The 5,376-nt window shown below is 54.7% G+C and carries 2 tRNA genes and 3 rRNA genes; all 5 read left to right on the top strand.

The features are described from left to right. Positions 1–179 precede the first annotated feature (179 nt). The 5 genes from MLG87_RS15925 (at position 180) to rrf (ending at position 5,367) form a co-directional block, all read left to right on the top strand. Positions 180–1,719 (top strand): 16S ribosomal RNA (locus tag MLG87_RS15925). Positions 1,720–1,837: 118 nt separating this feature from the next. Beyond that, positions 1,838–1,913: transfer RNA gene (locus MLG87_RS15930), tRNA-Ala, on the top strand. A gap of 22 nt (positions 1,914–1,935) precedes the next feature. Beyond that, positions 1,936–2,013: transfer RNA gene (locus MLG87_RS15935), tRNA-Ile, on the top strand. A gap of 221 nt (positions 2,014–2,234) precedes the next feature. Next, a 23S ribosomal RNA gene (locus tag MLG87_RS15940) occupies positions 2,235–5,170 on the top strand. A gap of 81 nt (positions 5,171–5,251) precedes the next feature. Then, positions 5,252–5,367: ribosomal RNA gene (gene rrf, locus MLG87_RS15945) — 5S ribosomal RNA — on the top strand. Together the 16S, 23S and 5S rRNA genes with 2 tRNA genes alongside form the textbook arrangement of a ribosomal RNA operon. Positions 5,368–5,376 lie beyond the last annotated feature (9 nt).

Here is a 5,376-nt window from a genome sequence, read left to right on the forward strand (position 1 = left end):
TTCTGGATCATGCTGAGGCAATGCGGAAGCGTGGTGGGCGTCTTTGAAAACCGGATAGAAGATAGGAAGCCTTTGAGGGTTCCGCGGGACGTTCTAGGACGGTCCGTGGGATTCAGAGAAATACGACCAGAGCATTTGTCCGAGGGGGAGACTCCGAGGAGCAAGAGTTCAGGAATATTAAACTTGAGAGTTTGATCCTGGCTCAGAATGAACGCTGGCGGCGTGCCTAACACATGCAAGTCGGATGTGCCGCAAGGTGCATGGCAGACGGGTGAGTAACGCGTGGGGAATCTACCTTTTAGTGGGGAATAACGCTCCGAAAGGAGTGGTAATACCGCATGAGACCACGGGCTGGGATGTCTGTGGTGAAACCTGGGGACCGCAAGGCCTGGGGCTAGAAGAGGATCCTGCGTCTGATTAGCTAGTTGGCGGGGTAATGGCCCACCAAGGCGACGATCAGTAGCCGGCCTGAGAGGGTGATCGGCCACACTGGAACTGAGACACGGTCCAGACTCCTACGGGAGGCAGCAGTGGGGAATTTTGCGCAATGGACGAGAGTCTGACGCAGCAACGCCGCGTGGGTGATGAAGGTCTTCGGACTGTAAAACCCTGTCGTCAGGGACGAAGGTGGCAGTGTTAATAGCGCTGTTACTTGACGGTACCTGGAGAGGAAGCCCCGGCTAACTCTGTGCCAGCAGCCGCGGTAATACAGAGGGGGCAAGCGTTATTCGGAATTATTGGGCGTAAAGGGCGCGTAGGCGGTTTTTTAAGTCAGATGTGTAATCCCCGAGCTCAACTTGGGAACTGCATCTGAGACTGGAAGGCTAGAGTACTGGAGAGGGTGGTGGAATTCCTCGTGTAGCGGTGAAATGCGTAGAGATGAGGAGGAACACCAGTGGCGAAGGCGGCCACCTGGACAGTAACTGACGCTGAGGCGCGAAAGTGTGGGTAGCAAACAGGATTAGATACCCTGGTAGTCCACGCTGTAAACGATGAACACTTGGTGTGGAGGGAGTTGACCCCTTCCGTGCCGGAGCTAACGCGTTAAGTGTTCCGCCTGGGGAGTACGGTCGCAAGGCTGAAACTCAAAGGAATTGACGGGGGCCCGCACAAGCGGTGGAGCATGTGGTTTAATTCGACGCAACGCGAAGAACCTTACCTGGGCTTGAACTGCAGTGGACCGGTGCAGAGATGTGCCTTTTCGCAAGAACTGCTGCAGAGGTGCTGCATGGCTGTCGTCAGCTCGTGTCGTGAGATGTTGGGTTAAGTCCCGCAACGAGCGCAACCCTTACCCGTAGTTGCCAGCGCGTCATGGCGGGAACTCTACGGGGACTGCCCGGGTTAACCGGGAGGAAGGTGGGGATGATGTCAAGTCCTCATGGCCCTTATGTCCAGGGCTACACACGTGCTACAATGGGCGATACAAACCGTTGCAAAGTCGCGAGATGGAGCTAATCGGAGAAAGTCGTCCTCAGTTCGGATTGTAGTCTGCAACTCGACTACATGAAGGTGGAATCGCTAGTAATCGTGTATCAGAATGATACGGTGAATACGTTCCCGGGCCTTGTACACACCGCCCGTCACATCACGAAAGCCGGGAGCACTTGAAGAGGCTGTGGTAACCCGCAAGGGGGCTAGGTCTCAATGGTGAACTTGGTGATTGGGGTGAAGTCGTAACAAGGTAGCTGTAGGAGAACCTGTGGCTGGATCACCTCCTTTCTAAGGAGAGTCACTTCTAGGAGTGACGAAAGGTCAACGCTTCCGATCAAAATTTCTATCCGGTTTTTAAAGACGCTCGGGCAAGTCTTTGACGAGCGTGCTTGGGCGTCCGCACAGCGGGCCCGTAGCTCAGCTGGGAGAGCGCCTGGTTTGCATCCAGGAGGTCGTCGGTTCGATCCCGGTCGGGTCCACCAGCGGTCGCTGGGGCACTTCATGGGGCCTATAGCTCAGTCTGGTTAGAGCGCACGCCTGATAAGCGTGAGGTCGGTGGTTCGAATCCACCTAGGCCCACCAATTTGAGTTGAGTTGAGATCCCGCGGGATTTGAATCCAGCTCAAAGCCGCCTCGAGGGGCGGGTCGAAAGACGGAGCTGTTTGACAATCAAATAGAAGGAATAGAGAAGGGTGATCCATGGCGTTGAAGCGACGCTGTGGGCTTAAGGCGAGGCAAGTTTAGCGAATCAACACTCTCGTGGGCCGAAATGAATGATTCATGAATGTGATTCATTGATGGAAGGCCAAGTTACAAAGGGTTGACGGTGGATGCCTTGGCAGATGACAGCGATGAAGGACGTGGTAAGCTGCGAAAAGTCTCGGGGAGTTGCACGCGAACGGTGATCCGGGAATGTCCGAATGGGGAAACCCTCTTGGGTGAAAGCTCAAGAATCTCTTAGCTGAATTCATAGGCTTTGAGAGGCGAACGTGGGGAAGTGAACCATCTCAGTACCCACAGGAACAGAAAACAACAGTGATTCCGGGAGTAGCGGCGAGCGAAACCGGAGGAGCCCAAACCTCTTACGTGTAAGCGGCAGGCGTTGCGTAGGGGGGGTCGTGGGACCTACAGGCTGGAGCTGCCCTCCAGCACAGAGTTACAAAACCGACGGTTAGCGGAACGGCATGGAAAGGCCGGCGAGACAGGGTGATAGCCCCTTACGCGAAAGCCGATCGGACTCTGAGTGGTGTTCCCAAGTATGTCGGGGCACGAGAAACCTTGACAGAATTTGCCGCGACCATGCGGTAAGGCTAAATATGTTCATCTGACCGATAGTGAACCAGTACCGTGAGGGAAAGGCGAAAAGAACCCCGATGAGGGGAGTGAAATAGAACCTGAAACCGTCAATCTACAAGCAGTGGAACCCCTATGGTTTACCAGGGGAACCGCGTGCCTTTTGCATAATGAGCCGGCTAGTTATTTTCAGTGGCGAGGCGAAGCCGAAGAGGCGAAGCCGCAGGGAAACCGAGTCTGAATAGGGCGACAGTCGCTGGAAATAGACGCGAAACGGGATGATCTATCCTTGACCAGGATGAAGTCCGGGTGACACCGGATGGAGGTCCGAACCAGTGTGGGTTGAAAACCGCTTGGATGAGTTGAGGATAGGGGTGAAAGGCCAATCAAATTCCGTGATAGCTCGTTCTCCCCGAAATAGCTTTAGGGCTAGCGTCGGATGTTTCGTCGTGCAGGTAGAGACCTGAATGGACTAGGGGGCTTACCAGCTTACTGAATCCAACCAATCTTCGAATGGCACGCCGTGAAGTCCGGCAGTCAGACTGCGGGTGATAAGATCCGTAGTCGAGAGGGAAAGAACCCAGATCGCCAGCTAAGGTCCCAAAATACATGCTAAGTGGAAAAGGATGTGGATGTGCTTAGACAGCCAGGAGGTTAGCTTAGAAGCAGCTATCCTTTAAAGAAAGCGTAATAGCTCACTGGTCAAGCGGGTCTGTGCCGACAATTCAACGGGGCTAAAGCATGTTACCGAAGCTGCGAACGTAAGTGGTAGGGGAGCATTCCCTACGTCTGTGAAGGTTGACCGTAAGGACAGCTGGAGACATGGGAAGAGACTCTGTCGGCATAAGTAGCGTAAAGACGGGCGAGAACCCCGTCCGCCGTAAGACTAAGGTTTCCAACGCAAGGTCAATCCGCGTTGGGTTAGTCGGACCCTAAGCTGAGGCCGAAAGGCGTAGGCGATGGAAGGCTGGTTAATATTCCAGCACCATGAGCATCTCGTTTGTACGATGCAGGGACGCAGGAAGGTAGGGACGCAGGGCTATGGAATGTTCTGCGAAAGGTATCAAGGGTGGCGCTTAGGGAAGTCCGGGCGCCAACAGCTCAAGGTATCTGACGAAAAGTCCTGATCCTACACTGCCGAGAAAAGCTGCTAAGGAGAGGTGCTTGTGTCCGTACCGCAAACCGACACAGGTAGTCGAGGAGAGAATCCTCAGGCGTTTGAGAGAACTCTGCTGAAGGAACTCGGCAAATTAACCCCGTAACTTCGGGAGAAGGGGTACCACGGTAGGGTTCATAGCCCGAGGTGGTGGCACATAAATGTCCCAGGCGACTGTTTAACAAAAACACAGGTCTCTGCAAACTCCAAAGAGGAGGTATAGGGGCTGACGCCTGCCCGGTGCCGGAAGGTCAAGAGGAGCGGTCAGCGCAAGCGAAGCTGCGAATTTAAGCCCCGGTGAACGGCGGCCGTAACTATAACGGTCCTAAGGTAGCGAAATTCCTTGTCGGGTAAGTTCCGACCTGCACGAATGGCGTAACGATCTGGGAACTGTCTCCAGCAGAGACTCAGCGAACTTGTAGCACCGGTGAAGATGCCGGTTACCCGCACTTAGACGGAAAGACCCCGTGCACCTTTACTACACCTTGACATTGAGGTTGGCGTTGGACTGTGCAGGATAGGTGGGAGGCTATGAAACTGGCTCGTTAGGGTCGGTGGAGCCGACGTTGAGATACCACCCTGTTTAACGCTGATCTCTAACTCGCACCCGTGATCCGGGTGGAAGACAATGTCAGGCGGGTAGTTTGACTGGGGCGGTCGCCTCCTAAAGCGTAACGGAGGCGTACGAAGGTTCCCTCAGGCTGTTTGGAAATCAGCCGCAGAGCGCAATAGTATAAGGGAGCTTGACTGCGAGTCAGACACGACGAGCAGGTGCGAAAGCAGGTTATAGTGATCCGGTGGTCCCGAATGGAAGGGCCATCGCTCAACGGATAAAAGGTACGCCGGGGATAACAGGCTGATCTTGCCCAAGAGTTCATATCGACGGCAAGGTTTGGCACCTCGATGTCGACTCATCACATCCTGGGGCTGAAGCAGGTCCCAAGGGTTCGGCTGTTCGCCGATCAATAGTGGTACGTGAGTTGGGTTCAGAACGTCGCGAGACAGTTCGGTCCCTATCTAGTGTGGGCGCAGGAGATTTGAGAGGACCTGTCCTTAGTACGAGAGGACCGGGATGGACTGACCTCTGGTGTTCCAGTTGTGCCTCCAGGTGCAATGCTGGGTAGCTATGTCGGGAAGTGAGAAGCGCTGAAAGCATCTAAGCGCGAAACACCCCTCAAGATGAGATCTCCCTATGAGACCCGTGGTAGACCACCACGTTGATAGGTCGCATGTGCAAGGCCGGTGACGGCTTCAGCTGAGCGATACTAATCGGTCCATCGACTTGACCTTTCATCAATGAATTGCATGACTTCATCACCCACGAACGCTCGACAGAGCTTCGCCTCAACCCTTCTCAACCCTTCTACCCTTCGTCGCGGCTTTTCCCCAGGGGTCACACCCGTTCCCATCCCGAACACGGCCGTTAAGACCTGGAGGGCCGATGATACTGCTCCCCACAGGAGTGGAAAAGTAGGTCGCTGCGACGTTAAATCCCC

Origin of the sequence: Geothrix mesophila, assembly GCF_022808835.1 — a bacterium.
Lineage (GTDB): Bacteria > Acidobacteriota > Holophagae > Holophagales > Holophagaceae > Geothrix > Geothrix paludis.